This is a genomic window from Pseudomonas sp. TCU-HL1, from assembly GCF_001708505.1.
Taxonomy (GTDB): Bacteria; Pseudomonadota; Gammaproteobacteria; order Pseudomonadales; family Pseudomonadaceae; genus Metapseudomonas.
In genome coordinates, this window is the sequence record NZ_CP015992.1 from 3,362,649 (window position 1) to 3,380,062 (window position 17,414).

General features: G+C 63.9%; 13 protein-coding genes. 2 read left to right on the forward strand and 11 right to left on the reverse strand.

Features of this window, described 5'->3' with window-relative positions; all coding sequences use genetic code 11:
* Positions 1–117: 117 nt before the first annotated feature.
* From peaD to peaA, 4 genes are all read right to left on the reverse strand, one after another.
* On the reverse strand, positions 118–1,242 hold the full coding sequence (gene peaD / locus THL1_RS15630) for a quinohemoprotein amine dehydrogenase subunit beta (RefSeq protein WP_069086532.1): 1,125 nt from the start codon (positions 1,240–1,242) through the stop codon (positions 118–120).
* Positions 1,243–1,271: 29 nt separating this feature from the next.
* Positions 1,272–1,595: a quinohemoprotein amine dehydrogenase subunit gamma gene (gene qhpC / locus THL1_RS15635; protein ID WP_069084090.1), complete on the reverse strand. Its 324-nt coding sequence runs from the start codon at positions 1,593–1,595 to the stop codon at positions 1,272–1,274.
* A gap of 1 nt (position 1,596) precedes the next feature.
* Complete coding sequence (gene peaB, locus THL1_RS15640; RefSeq protein ID WP_069084091.1) at positions 1,597–3,027, reverse strand: quinohemoprotein amine dehydrogenase maturation protein; 1,431 nt, start codon at positions 3,025–3,027, stop codon at positions 1,597–1,599.
* A 73-nt stretch (positions 3,028–3,100) separates the two neighbouring features.
* Positions 3,101–4,618, reverse strand: coding sequence for a quinohemoprotein amine dehydrogenase subunit alpha (gene peaA / locus THL1_RS15645; protein WP_069084092.1), 1,518 nt, complete (start codon positions 4,616–4,618; stop codon positions 3,101–3,103).
* Positions 4,619–5,074: 456 nt separating this feature from the next.
* Between peaA and THL1_RS15650 the strand changes: the two genes are divergently transcribed.
* Both THL1_RS15650 and THL1_RS15655 read left to right on the forward strand, forming a co-directional pair.
* Entirely contained in the window at positions 5,075–6,568 is a 1,494-nt protein-coding gene (locus tag THL1_RS15650) for an aldehyde dehydrogenase family protein (protein WP_069084093.1), read from the forward strand.
* 707 nt (positions 6,569–7,275) lie between these two features.
* Complete coding sequence (locus THL1_RS15655) at positions 7,276–7,620, forward strand: hypothetical protein (protein ID WP_069084094.1); 345 nt, start codon at positions 7,276–7,278, stop codon at positions 7,618–7,620.
* 45 nt (positions 7,621–7,665) lie between these two features.
* On the opposite strand, the gene THL1_RS15660 is transcribed toward THL1_RS15655, so the two are convergent.
* The 7 genes from THL1_RS15660 to paaN form a co-directional block, all read right to left on the reverse strand.
* A complete protein-coding gene (locus THL1_RS15660; RefSeq protein WP_069084095.1) occupies positions 7,666–9,216 on the reverse strand; it encodes an amino acid permease in 1,551 nt (516 codons plus the stop codon).
* Between the two features lie 161 nt (positions 9,217–9,377).
* Positions 9,378–10,751 (reverse strand): glutamine synthetase family protein, encoded by a 1,374-nt coding sequence (locus THL1_RS15665; RefSeq protein WP_069084096.1) that lies wholly within the window; start codon positions 10,749–10,751, stop codon positions 9,378–9,380.
* A 312-nt stretch (positions 10,752–11,063) separates the two neighbouring features.
* Positions 11,064–12,554, reverse strand: coding sequence for an aldehyde dehydrogenase family protein (locus tag THL1_RS15670; protein WP_069084097.1), 1,491 nt, complete (start codon positions 12,552–12,554; stop codon positions 11,064–11,066).
* A gap of 383 nt (positions 12,555–12,937) precedes the next feature.
* Complete coding sequence (gene feaR / locus THL1_RS15675; RefSeq protein ID WP_069084098.1) at positions 12,938–13,858, reverse strand: transcriptional regulator FeaR; 921 nt, start codon at positions 13,856–13,858, stop codon at positions 12,938–12,940.
* A gap of 97 nt (positions 13,859–13,955) precedes the next feature.
* Positions 13,956–14,879, reverse strand: a complete 924-nt coding sequence (gene paaX, locus THL1_RS15680; RefSeq protein ID WP_069084099.1) for a phenylacetic acid degradation operon negative regulatory protein PaaX — start codon at positions 14,877–14,879, stop codon at positions 13,956–13,958.
* A 91-nt stretch (positions 14,880–14,970) separates the two neighbouring features.
* Positions 14,971–15,570 (reverse strand): phenylacetic acid degradation protein PaaY, encoded by a 600-nt coding sequence (gene paaY, locus THL1_RS15685; protein ID WP_069084100.1) that lies wholly within the window; start codon positions 15,568–15,570, stop codon positions 14,971–14,973.
* A 16-nt stretch (positions 15,571–15,586) separates the two neighbouring features.
* Positions 15,587–17,269 carry a phenylacetic acid degradation protein PaaN gene (gene paaN / locus THL1_RS15690; RefSeq protein ID WP_069084101.1) on the reverse strand — a complete coding sequence of 561 codons (1,683 nt, stop codon included), beginning with the start codon at positions 17,267–17,269 and terminating at the stop codon, positions 15,587–15,589.
* Between the last annotated feature and the right edge of the window lie 145 nt (positions 17,270–17,414).

The following is a 17,414-nucleotide window of genomic DNA, read 5'->3' on the forward strand; positions in this document are numbered from 1 at the left end:
TTCTGTGGGGGCGAATTCATTCGCCAAGCAGGCCGCAGGTCTGCCCTGCGGCCTTGAAGGGGGCAGCTGCGCTGCCCCTAGCGACTGAAGTCGCCCCCACAAAAGCCCAACCCGCCCTTACCGGACAAACACCTGCGTCGTGGTGATGGACATGTCGCCGCCCGGCAGCTTGATGTTCTTCACCTTCTCCAGGCTGTCCGGATCGAACACCGCGATGTCGTTGAAGGTACCGGCCAGGTACAGCTTGGTGCCCTTGGTGTTGAAGGCGATGCAGTAGTAGGAGTGATCCAGGTTGGCCGCCTTGATCAGTTTCTGCTCCTTGATGTCGTACTTGGCCAGGCGGTTGAGCACGCCGAACATCTGGTTCGGGTCCTTCGGCGAGCGCAGGCCGGTGAAGTACAGCTCGGTCAGCGGCGCGAAGTCCTGCACCGTGGACTTGCCGGTCTTCAGGTCGATGCTGACGTAGCCATAGATGAAGTCGGCGGTGGCCAGGTCCTGCTTCTCATCCTTGAACTTGGCCGTGGTGTAGAGCATCGAGAACTCGTGGTAGGTGGTCTGGTGCGGCCAGAAATACAGCACATCCGGCGCGCTGTAGTTCGGACGCTGCCAGTTGCGGCCCGGCACGGCCACCTCGTACTTACCGGTGTTCACATCCATCTTGTAGATGTCCGGTCCGGCCACGTAGAGCGTGCCGTCATCGGCCGCACGCATGAGGTAGACCTGCCGCGGCATCGGGAAACTGCGCACCGGCTTGGCATCCAGCCCCGCGCGGGTGTCATAGACCTCCAGGCGCGGCTGCTTGACCACGTAATGGTCATTCAGCATTTCAGTCGGATTGACCGTGGTGTACAGCTCCTTGCCATCGGGGCTCAGGGCGAAGGAGAACATCGAACGCACCTTCTCCCCCGGCTTCTGCGACAGCTTCGCGTGGAACACCGTCTTGCAGTCGTCCAGGTCGACCCCGTAGAGGTCGCCGAAGTGGTTGTTGAGGATGAACGCGGTCTTGCGGTCCGGCGCCATCATCGCGGTTCCAGGACCAAAGGCGTCGGGCAGACGGCAGGTCTTGTACAGGCTGTCGGTGGCCAGATCCACCACGTGCAGGTTGTTGGGGTAGTTGGTGGCGATCATGTATTCATGACCGGCCTTCAGTGCCGGACCTGCTTCATCCGCAGCCCAGGCATTGATGCCCAGTGCGAGTCCGGCGACAGCGGTCGCCAGGCTGGCGATGGCGTTGAGTTTCATGCGGTTTTCCCTCTTGTTCTTGTCGCCGGTCATTTGTCTTTCGGGAATACGGTGCCGAGGTTGCGCCAGTCCTCTTGCGAGTTCGTCGCCTGGGCGTTCCAGTCCGGGTAGGTGCTCATCATGTCGGGCACCTGGGCCGGCCACCAGCAAGGGTCGGAGCAGCCATAGAGGTCGGCTTCCATCGGTTGGCAGAGGGAACTCACCCCGCCGAAGGCGTCCACTTCCCAGCCCGGGTCGGTGGTGGCGGTGCAGCCGGCCACCGCACTCATGGCCATGACTTCTTCGATGCGATCTTCGGCTGCGGCTTTTTCGAGCATTTGCGCTTTGTTGTTGAGCGGCTTCAGATGTTTCATGTCAGTGCGCCTTCCGCGGAGAGATGTAGCTGCTGATGAAGGCCGGGTTGACGGCCATGATGCGGCTGTAGACCTCGATGCCGAAGTCCACCCAGTCGCGCATCAGCTCGCAGTAGTGATAGGTCGGGTGAGTGGGGTCGCCGTAGCGGGCGTAGCTCTCGTGGTAGCAGCCGCCGGAGCACAGGTTGCGGATGCGGCAGGTGTCGCAGCCGGTGCCGGTGCGGTCCAGGCGCTGGGAGAGGAAGTCGTTGAGCTCGACCTGCTTCACCCCGCTGTGCACGTTGCCGAAGGTCGGCAGGCTGGAGCCGGTGAAGCGATGGCAGAGGTTCAGCTCGCCCTTGTGGTCCACCGCCAGCATCTTCAGGCCGGCACCGCAAGGCAGCGCCTTCTTGTGGCCCTCGTGGATGTCGGTGATCAGTTGGTGCAGGTTGGAAAAACCGATGTTGCGGTGCTCCAGCGCCGCCTCCAGGTAGCGCCGCCCCAGGGCCTTCATGTTGGCGAAGACTTCCACCAGTTCTTCACTGGTGAGGTTGAAGTTCGCCATGTCGCCCGAGGTGACCGGGGCGAAACCGACTTCGGCAAAACCCAGTTCGTTGAACAGGTGGTTCCAGATGGTCTCGACGTCGGTGATGCCACGGGTCAGGGTCACCCGTGCGCCCACCGGACGGCTGCGATAGCGCGACAGCAGCATGTCCACCTTGCGCCGTACCACGTCGTAGGTGCCCTGCCCGCCCACGGTGATGCGGTTGCGGTCATGCACCGTCTTCGGCCCGTCGATGCTTACCGACAGCCCGAAGCGATGGGCATTGAGGTAGTCGATGATTTCTTCGGTCAGCAACGTGGCGTTGGTGGTCATGATGAACTCCACCTGCTTGCCCGCTTCTGCAAAGCGGCGCTCGCAGTAGTCCACCATGTGCTCGATCAGCGGCCGGTTCGACAGCGGCTCGCCGCCGAAGAAAACCACGCTGTAGCGTTCCTCGTCGGGCGACTCGCGAAGCAGCATTTCCACCGAAGCCTCGGCGGTTTCGGCGCCCATCTTCTTGCCAGCGGAGGGCTTGTCGAGGTCCTCCTTGTAGCAGTAGGTGCAGCTCAGGTTGCAGCCGGTGTTGACGTTCAGCACCACGGTGTTCAGCGCGGTGCGCTCGACCTTGCTGATGCCGATTTCCGGCGTCAGCGGCGAGCCGTCGCTGACCACTTCCAGCGCGATCAGCTCGCGCAGGGTTTCACTGACGTCCTGCCCGGCGAAACGCCCGGCCAGGCGTTGCACCAGGTCTTCCGAAGTACAGCCCTGCTGGCGCAGGGCGTCGATGATGCTGCCGGTCACATCGTCGGTAGCGAACAGCGAGCTGCTCGGGATGTGGAACAGCATACGGTCGGCGTCTACCCGCACTTCGTGCAGGTTGCGTTCGACCAGATTCAAGATGGCGCCCATGGCGACCTCCCGGAAATTTGCCCAATCGTCGTTGCGAATCCGGGCGGGACGAGCCCGCCAGAGCCACTGCCGGTCAAGGCAGCGGCGGGTTGTTCCAGCGCTGTACGGTGACGATCAGGTGGCCTTCGCCCTTCTGGCCACCCTCTTCCAGCTGGGCGATCACCTTCAGGTTGCCGGCGTTGTTGGTCATCATCTTGCGTTCCGGGTTCGGGCCTGCGCCGCCTGGGACGAAGACGCCGTCTTTCTGCATCACGCCTGCGAACTTCACGTCCTCGTCTTCCCTGGCGCGCTCGTCGAAGGGCTCCACCGACCATTTCGCCGGTAGGAAGCCGATGCGATAGGGCTTGCCGTCGGCGCCCTTGCCCCAGGCCTCGGCCTCGAAGCGGCCCTGCACCTTGGGCGTGGAGCCGCCGTTCTCACCGACGCGGGCGATGGAGAACTCGGGCACCACCTTCACCTCACTGATGTCCTTGTAGACGGCAAGGTCGACGCCGTTGAGCTTGCCCAGGGCCACGCCACGCAAGCCCGGTGCGGCATCGGCGGCGGCCTTGACCTTGACGCGGAGCTGTTTCGGGGTGACTTCCAGCACCTTCACCACCTCGACGCCCAAACCGAAATCCGGCGTGCCGGACAGGCCGCTGCCCACCAGGGTCAGCTCGGCTTCGCTACCCGCCTTGAGGAAGGCGGGTTGCACGGCCAGCAGCTTGGCGTTGCCCTCTTTGGCGGCGCTGAAATCCAGGCCGCGTTCGTCGTGCTCGGCCTCGAACATGCGGCCCTTCATTTCGCCGTTCAGGGCAGCGAAGACCTGACGCATGTTGGTCTCGCCGACCTTCACGTTGCCGCGCCATTCGTAGCCGTTGTAGAGAATGGCCGAGCCCGTGCCGGTGAAGGGCGTGCCGTCGGCGTACTGGCCTTTGACCTCGACCTTGAAGGTGTCGCCGGCATCGGCAGTCACCGTCATCACGCCGCGTACGTCACCCTTGGTCAGCATGTGGCCGCTGAAACTCCACTGCCCGGGCAACGCATCGGCCTTGGGCCTGGCCTTCTGCCAGTCGGCCCAGGCCTTGTCTTCCAGCGGGAAGCGCTTGGCCAGCTCCGGCACCATTTCCTTGAGGGCGAGATCCAGCCAGTCACGATCGCGGGACTGAGCCTGGTATTCGAGGGACGGCCACTGGCCGAGATGGAAGTTGACCAGGTGTTCCCACTCCTTGGCGGGACGGCGCTGCAGGGCAACGCGGGCACCGGAGTGGCAGCGGCCGCACATCTGACTCAACTGGTCGTCGAACTGCTCGACGGTGTTCAGGCGTCGCTCCATGGCGTAGCGCACGCCGTCGGTCTCGCTGGGTGCCAGGCCTTGCTTGTCGGCCAGGTACTTGACCAGGGTGCGGCGGTCGCCATCGCTGATCTGGAGGCCGTGCATCACCTGCATGCGCCCGATGCTCATCAGCCAGCCCTCTGGGGTCTTGCGCTGGTGACTGATGCGACTATAGGAATCGTTGCCTTCGGGGATATGGCAACCCATGCACTTGGACTTGAGGAGGGCTGGACCCTCCTCGGCTGCATGGGCCTGGGCAAACATCAGGGACGCCATGGCCAGTGCCAGGGTGCCCGCGCGTTGCCGGAGTCGAGTCGTCTTCAAGGTCAGACCTCCACGGTGTTGTTCTTATGGTTTGCACCCCACGGCGGAGCGGGTGCAGTTGTCACGGCAAATACATAATGTGTGCCATGCCGATGAAAGTCCTTTTACAACAACGGTTTAGCCTTAAAAAGCAGGCTTGGCGGGGATGCTGGCAGTCGGCCCGTTCGTCTAATTTCGCGACAGACTGTTCCAGGCTGAGACGAGGCCGCACAGCACCTGACAAGGGTAGACGGCGAGACTGTTCCAGGCCCGTCTCAGACCGTCTCAATCTGCAACAGGCCATCGCGGCGATCCTTACCGAAAAACCCAATAAAATCCTTTTAATTCATTGCCTTATGTTCATATTCAAGCCTTGGCATGGCGGTTGCGAAAGCGGGTTACAACTTCAATGAACAGAGGCTCCATCCCATGCTCGCTGACCTGCCCGTCCTTCCCCAGACCCAAGCCTTCCTCAACCGCAAGCTGAAGATGCTGATCGGCGCAGAGTGGCAGGACGCCGCCAGCGGCAGCACCATGAACTTCCGCAACCCGGCCACCGGTGAAGTCCTGGGCGAAGTGCCCTCCGCTACTGCCGAAGACGTCGACCGCGCCGTACAAGCCGCGCGCCAGGCCTTCGACGATTCCGCCTGGAGCCGCATGCGCCCGCGCGAGCGGCAGAACCTGCTGTGGCGCCTGGCCGACCTGATGGCGCGCGATGCCCAGGAACTGGCCGAGCTGGAATGCCTGAACAACGGCAAGAGCGCCGCCGTGGCCCAGGTCATGGACGTGCAGCTGGCCATCGACTTCCTCCGCTACATGGCCGGTTGGGCCACCAAGATCGAAGGCACCACGGTCGACCCGTCCCTGCCGCTGATGCCCGACGACCAGTTCCACGGCTACATCCGCCGCGAAGCCGTGGGCGTGGTCGGCGCCATCGTCGCCTGGAACTTCCCCCTGCTGCTGGCCTGCTGGAAGCTCGGCCCGGCGCTCGCCACCGGTTGCACCGTGGTGCTCAAACCCGCCGACGAAACCCCGCTGACCGCCCTCAAGCTGGCCGAGCTTGTGCTGGAGGCGGGCTACCCGGCCGGGGTGTTCAACCTGGTCACAGGCACTGGCCTGAACGCCGGCGTTGCCCTCACCCGCCATCCGGGCGTCGACAAGCTGACCTTCACCGGCTCCACCGAAGTCGGAAAGCAGATCGGCAAGGCCGCCATGGACAACATGACCCGTGTGACCCTGGAACTGGGCGGCAAGTCCCCCACCATCGTCATGCCCGACGCCAACCTGCAGGAAGCCGCCGCCGGTGCCGCCACCGCGATCTTCTTCAACCAGGGCCAGGTGTGCTGCGCCGGCTCGCGCCTCTACGTGCACCGCAAGCACTTCGACAATGTGGTGGCCGACATCGCCGGCATCGCCAATGGCATGAAGCTGGGCAACGGCCTGGACCCGAGCGTGCAGATGGGCCCGCTGATCTCCGCCAAGCAGCAGGACCGCGTCACCGGGTACATCAACCTCGGCCGCGAACTAGGCGCCACCATCGCCTGCGGTGGCGAGGGTTTCGGTCCCGGCTACTTCGTCAAGCCGACCGTCATCGTCGACGTCGACCAGCAACACCGCCTGGTGCAGGAAGAAATCTTCGGCCCGGTGCTGGTGGCCATGCCCTTCGACGACATCGACGAAGTCGTGCGCATGGCCAACGACAACCCCTACGGGCTGGGCGCCAGCATCTGGTCCAACGACCTCTCGGCCGTGCACCGGATGATCCCGCGCATCAAGTCCGGTTCGGTCTGGGTCAACTGCCACAGCGCCCTCGACCCTGCCCTGCCCTTTGGCGGCTACAAACTCTCCGGCGTTGGCCGTGAGATGGGCGCGGCAGCCATCGAGCACTACACCGAACTGAAGTCGGTGCTGATCAAGCTCTGATCCGCGGCTCCTGTGGGAGCGATTTCAATCGCAAGTAAACATCCACGTTCGTAGAACGTGGACTTGCTTTTCGCCCCCTATAAGGGGGTAGCTCGGAGCAGGCGGCCAAATCGTAGCCCGGATGAAATCCGGGAGCGGACGGTAGGAACTTCCTCGGATTTCATCCGGGCTACGGACTCCCAACACCGAAACACGCATTCCGTAGGAGCGAGCTCTGCTCGCGAACAGCCCGAGCACGATCTTTCGCGAGCAGAGCTCGCTCCTACAGAAAGTCTGACTTCATCCTTCTAGTCGGAGCATTTCCATCGTCACAGGCAGAGCCGGTGACTCATGACCACGTCCTAAGGACGTGGTTTCCCGAGTTCAAATGAATTCGCTCCCACAATAGCGCTGACCAACGAAATCCATCGCTCCCTCGTAGGGTGGATCACGCTTCACCGATCCACCTTCCAGAGCCCGGCCCGGCACCCTTGGTGGATGGAAAGAGCGCCATCCACCCTACATATGCCGGACCGCAGGATGGGTAGAGGAACGAAAACCATTGGGCCCGACCGCCTCAAAATCCAGTCAGAATGACAACAACCGTTGTCATTCGCACCATGGTCAAAATGACCCGCACAAACCCAACCGGCTGATTTATAGGGGTTCGGTTACTGGCACGAAAAATGATCCTTCTCCTTCGCCATCCCCAATCGAAGGGAACCATCATGAAAGTCCCTAACGTCGCCTTGTGCCTTGCCCTGCTCTCCTCGCCCGTCACCTTTGCGGCAGAAGTGATATCCGAAGTCCCTGACACCACCGTCGGCAAAGCTTCCGGCGGCGTGACCGGGCTGATGCTCGGCGCCATTGGTGGCCCCGTGGGTGCCGTGGCCGGTGCGGCCGTGGGCTACTTCGGCGGAAGCACCGTGCAACAATCCAGCGGCCTCGCCGAACCGGCCTACATGGTGAAGATGGATGACGGCTCGGTGCAGCGCTTCCGCTCTCCCAACAAACGCTTCAAGCCTGGCGATCAGGTCGAAGTGCGCGGCATCCGCCTGGAAGCCGCGAACTGAAGACGAGGCGCCCCTGCTCCGCAGGAACAGGGGCGCCGGCACGGACTACTTGTTCAATGCCTTTTCAGCCGCGGCGATGTCCGCCTGGCGCTTGGCGATCATGTCGCCGATGGGCGGGCCCTGGAAGCGCTTCGCCTCGAAGGCGAACCAGATGATCCCGGTGAGGATCAGGAAGCCGATGGTGATGTACAGCGCCCAGTCATTGGGCGGCTGGATTCCGATGATGAAGATCAGCGCCATCGAGATCACCGACAGGATCGCCACCAGTGAGTACAGCCCGCGCCCCAGGTTCCAGGGGCCCATCCGCGGCCACTTCGATGTGCCGAAGGTGAAGAGACCGAGCACGATCGGGATCACGAAGGAGAAGAACAGGAAGATCACGGTGCAGGACACCACGATGGTGTAGACCGGCGTCTCGCCGATGGATACCAGCGACGAACCCCAGACGAACAGCACCGCCAGGGTAGCGCCGGTCCAGATCGCGGCCACCGGGGTGCGGTGGGCCGGCGAGACCGAGGCCAGCGCCTTGGACGCCGGCAGGCCGCCGTCACGGGCGAATGCGAAGATCATCCGCGAGACGGACGTCACCGTGGCCAGGCCACAGAGAATCTGCGAGATGAAGATGGCCAGGTAGAGCAACTCCTTCACAGTCGAATTCACCTGGGTATCCATGGCCCAGAAGAACACGTTCCAGCCCTGCGCCGCCGCCTCTTCCATGCTTGGCAGCATCAGCACGAAGGCACTCAGCATCAGCCAGCCAAACAGCAGCGACCAGACCACCGACATCACCATCCCGCGCGGCACCGAATGGGCTGCCTGCACGGTTTCTTCCGAGGTATGGGCCGAAGCGTCGTAGCCAGTGATGGTGTAGATCGGCAGCAACAGGCCAAGGAGGAAGATCCAGCTGTTGGACACCTCCGGCCAGACATTGCCACCGGCCGCCCCGGAGAAGTTGCCGAAGGTCCACAGCCGGGAGAATTCGTAGCTCGGCGCAGCGGCCAGGCAGACGATGGTCAGGGCGATGGCCGTGGCGAAGATCAGGTAGCCGGAGAAGTCCGTCAGCTTGGCCGTGAGCCCGATGCCGAAGTGGTTACAGAGCGCCTGCCCGCCCGTGAGGATGGACAGGAAGATGATGCGCGTGGTGATGGTGTCCTCCATCCCGAGCATCGGCCCGAAGGCACCGAAGAAGAAGTAGTAGGTGCCGACGTTGATCGCCCCCAGCACCGTCACCAGGCCCAGCAGGTTGAACCAGGCGGTGAGCCAGCCGGTGAAGCGGTTGCCGAGGATCGAGCCCCAGTGATACAGCCCGCCGGCGGTGGGATAGGCCGAGGCGATCTGCGCCATGGCCACGGCGAAGACTCCGGAGATCATGCAGCCCAGGGGCCAGCCGATGCCGATGGCCGCGCCGCCGGCGCCGGACGTGCCCTGGGCCAGCGAGTTGATGCCGCCAGAGAGGATGCAGATGATCGAGAACGAAATCGCGAAGTTGGAGAAGCCGCCCATGCGTCGCGACAGCTCCTGGGCATAGCCCATGCTGTGCAACAGCTTGACGTCATCGTCCTGAGGCGTGGAGCCCTGTTGGCTTGCCGGATTCATGATGGGTGCCCTTTGTTGGGAATGGCGACGGATTGCTCCATGCGGCGGTTCGGGCACCTTCCCCGCCTGCGCTGCGACAGCCTGTCGTACTGCTCCCATCCCCGTTACAAACCGGCCAGCGGACGTGCCCGAACCCGCCTCTGGCCAGACAGCAAAAACCGTCAGTAGCGCTCGAAGCCGCGCTGCAGCTCCCAGTCGGTGATGCGCCGGTCGTACTCCTTCTGCTCCCACTCGGCGGTGTGCACGTAGTGGTCCACCACTTCATCGCCAAGGGCCTTGCGCAGCATGGCCGAGCCCTTCAGTGCGGCGGTGGCCTCACGCAGGGTCTTGTCGACCTCCGGCAACTGGTCGTTCTGGTAGGCGTCGCCCTCGAAGGGAGCGCCCAGTTCGAGCTTTTCATCGATACCCGCCAGGCCTGCGGCGATCAGCGCGGCGAAGGCGAGGTAGGGATTGAGGTCAGCACCGCCAATGCGGCACTCGATGCGCACCGACTTGCTGCCTTCAGCACACAGGCGGAAACCGGCGGTGCGGTTATCACGGCTCCACGCCGCGCGGGTCGGCGCGAAAGTGCCGGCCTGGAAGCGCTTGTAGGAGTTGATGTAGGGCGCGAGGAAATAGGTGACTTCGCTGGCGTACTTGAGCTGCCCGGCCACCCAGGCGCGCATCAGCTTCGACATGCCGAACTCGTCCTTGGTATCGAAGAACAGCGGCTTCTTGCCCTTCTTGTCCCAGAGCGAACTGTGGACGTGGCAGCTGGAGCCGGCCAGGTCGTAGCGCCACTTGGCCATGAAGGTGATGGACTTGCCCTGCTGGTAGGCGATTTCTTTGCAGGCGTGCTTGATGATGGCGTGGCGGTCGGCCATGGTCAGCGCGTCGGCATAGCGGACGTTGATCTCTTCCTGGCCCGGCCCCCACTCCCCTTTCGAGTTCTCCACCGGCACCCCGCACGCCTGCAGGTGCTTGCGGATGGCCCGCAGCACCGGTTCCTCACGGGTGGTCTGGAGGATGTTGTAGTCCTCGATGTAGTGCGAAGCCGTCTTCGGATGGCTGTAGTTGCGCTTGTGGATGGCGTCGTAGCTCTCGTCGAAGAGGTAGAACTCCAGCTCCGACGCGAACATGCCCAGATACCCTCGCTCCGCCAGCCGCGCCACCTGCTTCTTGAGGATGGCGCGCGGGCTGTGGGGCAGGTCTTCGCGGTGGTGATGGTCAAGCACATCGCAGAGCACCAGGGCAGTGCCATCCAGCCAGGGCAACCGACGCAGGGTGCTCATGTCGGGCTTCAGCACGAAGTCGCCATAGCCCTTGCTCCAACTCGCCGCGGCGTATCCCGGCACCGGCTCCATGTCGATGTCGTCGGCCAGCAGGTAGTTGCAGCAATGGGTTTCTTCGAAGGCGCTGTCGATGAAGAACTCGGCCTGGAAGCGCTTGCCGACCAATCGTCCCTGCATGTCCACCATGCAGGCCAGCACCGTGTCGATCTCGCCGCTGGCAACGGCTTGCTTGAGTTCGTCGAAGCTGAGGAGAGGTTCGCTCATCGGGCGGTCCTTCGATCGGGGGACTGCCAAAAGCTTAGTTCAGGAATGGAAAGTGCAAGGCTTACCCGCACCAGGACGGTGCGAAAGGTGCAGATCGGGGAATTGGTGGGGATTTGGCTGCCACCGCGACCTTTTCCCTGTAGGGGCGAATTCATTCGCCAAGGGCGGCGCAGCTGCCCCCTTCAAGAGCCATGGGCAGACCTTCGGCCTGCTTGGCGAATGAATTCGCCCCCACAGGAAAGCGACCCATTTCGGATTCCTCAAAAAAAACCGACAGGCGTGAAGGCGCCTGCCGGAAATCGAGGGTTTGGTTCAGTGGGCAATGCAGACCGATTTCAGCTCGGTGTAGGCCTCGATCACCGCCCGGCCGAATTCGCGGCCCATGCCCGACTGCTTCACGCCGCCGAAGGGCATGTTCGGGTCCAGCAGCACATGGGCGTTGACCCAGACAGTGCCGGCTTCGATGCGCGGGACCAGGTTCATCGCCTTGGACAGGTCGTTGGTCCAGAGGCTCGCCGCCAGGCCGTAGGGGCTGTCGTTGGCGAGTTCGATCATGGCGTCCTCGTCGGTGAAGGGGATCACCGAGAGCACCGGGCCGAAGACCTCTTCACGGGCCACGGTCATGCCGTGATCCACGTCCGCCAGCACGGTGGGCTGGACGAAGAAACCGTCGCCTTCCAGGCGCTCGCCACCGGCCACCACGCGGGCGCCTTCCTGGCGGGCCAGGTCGATGTGCTTGAGTACGTTCTGCTGCTGCTTGCGCGACACCAGCGGGTTGACCGCCGCCTCCTGGTCCATGCCCGGACCGATGGACAGGCCCTTCACCGCAGCGGCCAGGCCCTCAACGAACGCGTCATAGCGGGACTGGTGCACATAGAAGCGCGAAGCGGCAGCGCAGACCTGGCCATTGTTCAGCAGGCCACCGAGCAGCGCGCCCTGGACCGCCTTCTCCACGTCGGCGTCTTCCAGCAGGATCATCGGGTTCTTGCCGCCCAACTCCAGGGCGAAGCGGGTCATGTTTTCCATGCAGGCCGCGCCGACGCTCTTGCCTACGGCGGTGGAGCCGGTGAAGGACACCTTGCTGATCATCGGGTGCGAAGCCAGGGCATTGCCCACGGTGCTGCCGCCACCGGTGATGACATTGAACACGCCCGCCGGAATGCCCGCCTCGACGGCCAGCTCGGCCAGACGCAAGGCGGTCAGCGGGGTTTCGCTGGCGGGCTTGATGACCACGGTGCAGCCACAGGCCAGCGCCGGCATCAGTTTCCAGGTGGTGATCATCAGCGGGAAGTTCCACGGCACGATGCCGGCGACCACGCCCACCGGCTCACGACGGGCGAAGGCGGTGAAGCGCGAGCCCGGCGGGATCGGGATGGACACGTCCAGGGTCTGGCCTTCGATCTTGGTGGCCCAGCCGGACATGTAGCGCATGAACTCGACAGTGGCGCCCACATCCAGCATCCGCGAGATGTTGATGGACTTGCCCTGGCTCAGGGTTTCCAGCTGAGCCAGTTCCTCGGCGTGCTCTTCCACCAGGGCGGTGAAGCGCAGCAGGATGCGCTCGCGGTCGGCGGGACGCAGGCCGGACCAGACGCGGGACTTGAACGCCTTGTGGGCAGACTGCACGGCCCGCTCCAGGTACTCCAGCGGCACATCCGGCACGGCGGCGATGGCCTCGCCGGTGGCCGGGTTCAAGACCTGCGTGGTCGGACCTTCAGGCAGCACCCACTGGCCATCGATGAAGCAGCCATGGCGGCGCTCCAGGAATGCCGCCACCTGCGGCAGGATTTCAACCTTGCTCATGTTCGATCCTCTTCCGGAGCCTGCCCGCATCGCCGGAATGGCGTGCGGAAACAGGGCAGATGTCCGAATTCTCGGCGCTGCGAAGGAAGGAGGTTTTTTTGTCTGTGCCAGTCGCATTGGCAGGGCTGCCAGGTGATGGCAAAGAAGGTAGGGCGCGCCAACAATAGAAGCGAAGCCCCGTCACCATCCGGTGATCTGGGCCTGGAAAGCACAGCCTGTGGGAGCGAATTCATTCGCGAAAGCAGGCCGCAGGATTGCCCATCAGCCCTGCTGAGGGCGGCTACGCCACCCTTCGCGATTGAAATCGCTCCCACAATAAAAGGCAGCCGGGACCCGCAGCGGCGCCAGTCGTCCCTACAAGGTCGCCATCCCTACAAGAATGCTCAACCCTGGCTGTACTGCTTGCGGTACTCGCTGGGCGAGACGCCGAAGCGGGCCTTGAAGGCGGTGGAAAAGTAGCTGGAATCGGTGAAACCCCAGGCGTAGCCGAGGGCCGAGAGCTTCTGCTCGGCGGTGGCATGGCGCAGGCTTTCGGCGCAGAAGTCGAGGCGACGGTTCTTGATGTACTGCGCCACCACCAGGCCTTTCTTCGCGAACATGCGATAGAGGCCGCGCACCGACACGCCAACTTCACGGGCGATGGTTTCGGGGCACAGCTCTTCGGCGCAGATATTCTCGTCGATGAAGCGCAGGGTCTTGCGGAACATGCGCTCGTGGGCGTCCTGCTCGACTTCGGCGGCGCAGAGGGCCGGGCGCAGCAGGCTTACCACCGCCTCCAGGGTCGCTTCGCTTTCGGGCAGGCTGAGGCTGTCCTGGCGGGTGGATTCAAGGATCAGCCGGTTCGCCAGCACGGCCACCGGCGAACTGGCCGGAATGCGCTGGGCGCAGCGCGCGCCGGAGAAGCGCAGGCCCTGCTCCACCAGGTGGCGCGGCAGGATCAGCGACAACTGGCGGGAATTCTCGCGGTAGACGAAGTCGCTGGGCAGCGTGGAGTCGATCAGGGTGATATCGCCAGGCGCCATCTCGATGCTGTTGCCGGCCTGTTCCATGCCGGCATGGCCGCTGAGCTGCAAGGCCAGATAGAAGTGCTTGCCGTCGCTCTGGGCCACTTCCTTCGGGGTGCGGTACAGGCGCGCCTGGGCCACGTCCACAAAGCTCAGCTTGATCGCGCCGGACTTGTACTCGCGGATGGCCCCGGAAAACTCCGAACCCAGCAACTTGGCGCCGAAGCGCCCGCAGACCTGGTTGATACCCTGCAGCCACTCATCAAAGCGGTCTGCCCTCAGTGATTGTGCAGTCATCATGGCTTTCTCAGCCTCACGCTAGGCGTTGTTCTTGTCGTTATCCGGCCAGGCCGGCTTCACCTCGTCCGTGACTGCCGCCCACTCTCGAGCGGCTGTTCTACCTCAACCCGCCAAAACGCTGATAGAAATTCTCGCCGGCATCGGGCAACGGACCGTCCGCGGTTTCCAGCGCCGCGTTCAGCCACTGCTCTGCCTTGGCAAAGATGAGTCGGTAGATATTGCGGCACAGCTGGCGCGCCGCGCGGCCTTCCCAATCGCCCGGGAGCAGTTCGTCGGGCAGTTGCGGGTCGCGCAGCAGCAATTTGCGGTATTCGTGGATCAGCAAGGTTCGAGCCAGGAAGCAATCGGCCGGTTGCAGGTTCTCCTGCTCGCGCAGCGCCTGCCAGAGCGGGCGGAACAGCTGGATGAACTCGCTGTAGTGCGCGCCCAGTTCGTCGATGTTCCAGCTCTCGCGAACCTGCATGCGCAGGGCCTTGGAGGCCAGCACGTCCTGGGAGCGGGTTTCGAAAATGATGCTGTCTTCGAGGGCATCCAGCTCCTGCAGGGTGGCGGTCAGGTCCACCCGGTCGCAACGCGGATTGGCCAGCACGGTGGGCGATATCGCACCAAAACCTTGCCATTCCAGTTCCTCGCGCACCTGTTTGCGCTTGTCCTGCGGCAGTTGGGAAAGCATCACCAGGGACCAGGCGCCATCCCAGGCCGGGACGCTGGAGCTGTAGACCCGCTTGAAGGCCTTTTCGAAACGCCGCCGGCCGGTACCGGTCAGGCTGTAGTAGCTGCGCCGCCCGACTTTCTCGGCGCTCAGCCAACCTTCCTTGGTCAGGCGGAAGATGGAGGTGCGGATCAGGCGCTCATTGATGCCCATGGGCTCCAGCAACTGGATCAGGCTGCCCAGCCAGACGGTGCCACCATGGGGCTCGATGGCATCGCCATAGAGGGTGATGATCAGCGAGCTGGCGCGGATGGGCGTCTGCTGCTGGAAGCGGGTAACGAGCTGATCCAAAGGCACGAGCGAGGTCATGGGCGTACTGGAAACGGGAAAGATGCCGAATATACCCGCAGGCTCCTCGGCATGACCATCGGGGAACGTCCCCGGTGTGCGCAGACCGCACTCATTGCGACGACGTCCCTTTCGGACGCAGGCCACGGTCGGCGATGCGCGGCCGGTCGGCTTCCATCTCGGCCAGGGGCTCACAGGCCACCAGGCTCTCCAGGCAGCGCTGGGACAGCCGTTGGTATTCGCGGGTGCCGGCCTGCTTCCAGGCCACTTCATCAAAGCTGAGGCTGCGCTTGACCTGCGCCGGGGCGCCCATCACCAGGGACTGCTCCGGGCAACCGAAGCCGGCCTTGACGAAGGCAGTGGCGGACACGAAGGAGCGCGCGCCGATCCGCGCGCCGTCCATCACCACCGCATTCATCCCCACCAGCGCGTCCTCGCCAATGCGGCAACCGTGCAGCACGGCGCCGTGACCGATATGGCCGTTGCGCTCGACCACCGTGTCGCTGTCGGGGAAGCCATGCATCACGCAGGTGTCCTGGATATTGGCGCCCTCCTCCAGGATGATCCGGCCGAAGTCGCCACGCAGGCTGGCCAGCGGGCCGACATAGCAGCCCGGCCCGATGATCACGTCGCCGATCAGCACGGCGCTGGGATGCACATAGGCGGTGGGATGCACCACTGGGGTCACGCCGTCGAGGCTGTAGCAGGTCATCGGAGGCTCCTTCTTCTTATACGCCGTAGCGGCGGCTTTGCACGGTGACGAAGCGCCGGGAGACGAAGGCACCATCGGTGATGGACGCGTTCGCCGCCGGGTTGCCGCCGCTGGCGTGGAAGTCGCTGAAGGCCGCGGACTGGTTGACGAATACGCCACCGTCGAAGTTGATCGACAGCGCCACGGCCACATCAAAGGACAGCTGCTCGGCGCGGTCCAGCACCGCCTCGTCAGTGGAGTACACGCCCAGGGTCAGGGCGCCCTTCTCGGCGATCACCTCACCGGCCAGGCGCAGGCTGTGCGCGGTGTCGTCGGTGGCGATGACGAAGGTGATGGGACCGAAGCGTTCTTCGGAATAGGCATCGCGGTCGGCGGCGTCCACCTTCAGCAGCAGCGGCGTATGGATGCGCGCGCCGGGGAACTGCGGATGCTCGCGGGCCTCGCTATCCAGCAGCACCTCGCCCAGCTGACGGCAAGCCTGGATGCGCTGGGTGGTTACTTCGGACTGGATGGCGCCGATCACCGCGCAGGCGCGCTCGTTGTCGGCCAGGAAGCTGCGGACGGCCCCCGCCAGGGTCTGCGCCACGTCATCGAAGCTCAACTGCTCGTCACCATTGCGGATGCCGCCACGGGGCACGTAGATGGCCTGGGTGGTGGTGCACATCTGCCCAGAATAGAGGCTCAGGGAGAAGGCCAGGTTGCGCGCCACGGCCTTGATGTCACGCACGCTGTCGATGATCACGCTGTTGATGCCAGCCTTCTCGGTGAACACCTGGGCCTGGCGGGCGTTGTCTTCCAGCCAGTTGCCGAAGGCGTTGGAGCCGGTGAAGTCCACCAGTTTGACGCGCGGGTCCAGGGCCAGTTTCTGGCTCACCGGAGCGTCCGGGGTGTCCACCACCAGGCTGACCAGGGCCGGGTCGAAGCCCAGTTCGGCCAGGACGTCCTGGGCCACTTTCACGCTCATGGCCACGGGCAGGATCGCGCCAGGGTGCGCCTTAACCAGCACCGGGTTGCCGGTGGCCAGGCTGGCGAACAGGCCGGGATAGGTGTTCCAGGTGGGGAATGTCGAGCAGGCGATCACCAGCGACAGGCCGCGCGGAACAATGTGCCAGCGCTTGTCGAGCACCAGCGGGTCTTGCTTGCCCTGCGGCTTGGTCCAGCGCGCCGCTTCCGGCACCTCATTCATCGCGCGCCAGGCGTAGGCCAGCACTTCCAGGCCACGGTCCTGGGCGTGGGGTCCACCGGCCTGGAAGGCCATCATGTAGGCCTGGCCGCTGGTGTGCATCACCGCATAGGCCAGCGTAGGGCTCAGCGCATTGAGGCGCTGGAGGATTTCCAGGCACGTCCCGACCCGGGCCTTCGGGCCGGCGTCGCGCCAGGCCGGCAGCGCCGCCTGCTGGCGCGCAAGCAGCGTGTCGGCGTCGTACTGGTCGTAGCTCACGTCCAGATCGAAACCATAGGGCGAACGCTCGGCACCGGCACGGCCCACTGGCTGCGGACCGACCAGGGCGAAGTGTTGGCCAAGCAGTGCTTCGAAGGCCGCCTGGGCTCCCTTCACTGCCTCTTCCGGGTACTGCTTGAGGCTTTCCGGGAAAGGCGACCAGTAGCCGCGCTCACTGATCGCCTGGCCAGCGCGTTCGAGGGTGCCGCGATGGTACTCGAACAGCTCGAGGGCGGCGGCGCGGGCGGTGGTCGACATGGAAGAACTCCCCAACAGACGTGTGAAGCCACAAGGTGGCGAAAAGCGATTCGCTCAACGATTAATTTTGTATCACATCAACTGGAAACATAAAAGCATCACGCGCTGTATCAGATGGCGATCAGTCATCAGTGCGCTACCAAGG

What these genes read in the sequence shown, in the direction of transcription:
- peaD (WP_069086532.1), bottom strand. Translation starts at nt 1,242, where the DNA reads ATGAAACTCAACGCCATCGCCAGCCTGGCGACCGCTGTCGCCGGACTC.
- qhpC (WP_069084090.1), bottom strand. Translation starts at nt 1,595, where the DNA reads ATGAAACATCTGAAGCCGCTCAACAACAAAGCGCAAATGCTCGAAAAA.
- peaB (WP_069084091.1), bottom strand. Translation starts at nt 3,027, where the DNA reads ATGGGCGCCATCTTGAATCTGGTCGAACGCAACCTGCACGAAGTGCGG.
- peaA (WP_069084092.1), bottom strand. Translation starts at nt 4,618, where the DNA reads ATGGCGTCCCTGATGTTTGCCCAGGCCCATGCAGCCGAGGAGGGTCCA.
- THL1_RS15650 (WP_069084093.1), top strand. Translation starts at nt 5,075, where the DNA reads ATGCTCGCTGACCTGCCCGTCCTTCCCCAGACCCAAGCCTTCCTCAAC.
- THL1_RS15655 (WP_069084094.1), top strand. Translation starts at nt 7,276, where the DNA reads ATGAAAGTCCCTAACGTCGCCTTGTGCCTTGCCCTGCTCTCCTCGCCC.
- THL1_RS15660 (WP_069084095.1), bottom strand. Translation starts at nt 9,216, where the DNA reads ATGAATCCGGCAAGCCAACAGGGCTCCACGCCTCAGGACGATGACGTC.
- THL1_RS15665 (WP_069084096.1), bottom strand. Translation starts at nt 10,751, where the DNA reads ATGAGCGAACCTCTCCTCAGCTTCGACGAACTCAAGCAAGCCGTTGCC.
- THL1_RS15670 (WP_069084097.1), bottom strand. Translation starts at nt 12,554, where the DNA reads ATGAGCAAGGTTGAAATCCTGCCGCAGGTGGCGGCATTCCTGGAGCGC.
- feaR (WP_069084098.1), bottom strand. Translation starts at nt 13,858, where the DNA reads ATGATGACTGCACAATCACTGAGGGCAGACCGCTTTGATGAGTGGCTG.
- paaX (WP_069084099.1), bottom strand. Translation starts at nt 14,879, where the DNA reads ATGACCTCGCTCGTGCCTTTGGATCAGCTCGTTACCCGCTTCCAGCAG.
- paaY (WP_069084100.1), bottom strand. Translation starts at nt 15,570, where the DNA reads ATGACCTGCTACAGCCTCGACGGCGTGACCCCAGTGGTGCATCCCACC.
- paaN (WP_069084101.1), bottom strand. Translation starts at nt 17,269, where the DNA reads ATGTCGACCACCGCCCGCGCCGCCGCCCTCGAGCTGTTCGAGTACCAT.